The organism is Streptomyces sp. IBSBF 2435, from assembly GCF_036815005.1.
Taxonomy (GTDB): domain Bacteria; phylum Actinomycetota; class Actinomycetes; order Streptomycetales; family Streptomycetaceae; genus Actinacidiphila.
This window is the reverse complement of sequence record NZ_JAJSYW010000006.1, coordinates 66,969-68,129: the sequence shown is the minus strand read 5'-3', so window position 1 is coordinate 68,129 and position 1,161 is coordinate 66,969. Positions and strand designations below refer to the sequence as shown.

The 1,161-nt window shown below is 75.9% G+C and carries 1 protein-coding gene; it reads right to left on the bottom strand.

Features of this window, described 5'->3' with window-relative positions:
* On the bottom strand, positions 1-1,042 hold a 1,042-nt coding region (locus tag V7E46_RS02525; RefSeq protein WP_333766858.1), incomplete at its 3' end, for a hypothetical protein.
* Positions 1,043-1,161: the final 119 nt, after the last annotated feature.

The following is a 1,161-nucleotide window of genomic DNA, read 5'->3' as shown; positions in this document are numbered from 1 at the left end:
GGGCGGCGGGCGGCGGGACCGGGTCGGCATGGAGCTGGTCGAGGCGCTGCTGGAGGTCCCGCAGATCCTGCTGGTCCCGGTGGTCGTGCAGGGCGTCCAGTGCGCGGGCGGCCTCGTCGGGGCCCGAGGCATGGTCGATCTGCTGGATCAGCTCCTGTTCGTGGGAGCCGGCGTCGCCGCGCAGTGCGTCGAGGCGCTGCCGGAGGTCGTCGCGGCCGGCCCCGGCGTCCGGGAATCCGTCGGAGTTGAGCCGGTCGAGCCGCTGCTGGAGGTCCTGATCGGCCCGGTGGTCGTGCAGTTGGGCGAGGGCGTGGGCCGCCGCGTCCGGGCTGTCGGCCTCCTCGACGGCTCGCCGCAGTTCGGTCTCCCGTGGATCGGGGCCGTCCGGGCGGCCGTTGAGCCGGTCGAGCCGGTCGCGGAGGTCGGCGGAGTGCCGCAGGTCCGCAAGCTCGGTACGCAGCCGGTCCGCGTCGGCCCCGGTGGCGACCGCCAGTTGGCGCCGGATGTTCTCGACGTCGGGGCGGTACGGCTGCGGGGCGTCCCGTCCGGTGAGCACCTCCGAGGGGGCGTGGTGCTCCACGAAGGCGGTGTATTCGCGCAGATGGCTGTCCAGCAGGTCAGGGTCGCCGCCGCGGCGGGCCTGTTCGACCGCGTCCACCAGGTGGTCCCAGCTGCTCCGCTCGGACTGCGGCGCCCGGGTGGTGTCGAATCCGCCGTCCGCGTGCTGGCGGAAGGCGTCGTAGCGCTGGTTGAGTGCCCGCGTCTCGACATGCTCGCGGAACGCCTGGAGTTGACGGGTGGTCTCGCTCAGGTCCCCGGACCGCGCCGCCTGGTCGACGGCCTGGCGGTACCCCTGGCGGTCCGACGACGACATGCCCGCGGCCCGCCCGGCGCGGTCGAGCGCGTCGAGCCGGGGACCGACGTGCGCGGTCGGCGCGACCAGCGCGGTGTCCGGCGCGTGCGGCGCGTCGTGGATCGGATGGGCGGAGCCGCCCGCGTCGCCCACCGGGTGGAAGGGCGCGGTCAGGCCGCCCGGATCCACCGGCCTCGGGTCACCACCGCCGGGACCGTCCGCATGTGCGGCGTTCGCGCCACCCGGTACCGGCTCCACCGCGGGCCCGCCCCCGGAGGCATGAACCGCCGAGGGCCCAGGGGCCGTAC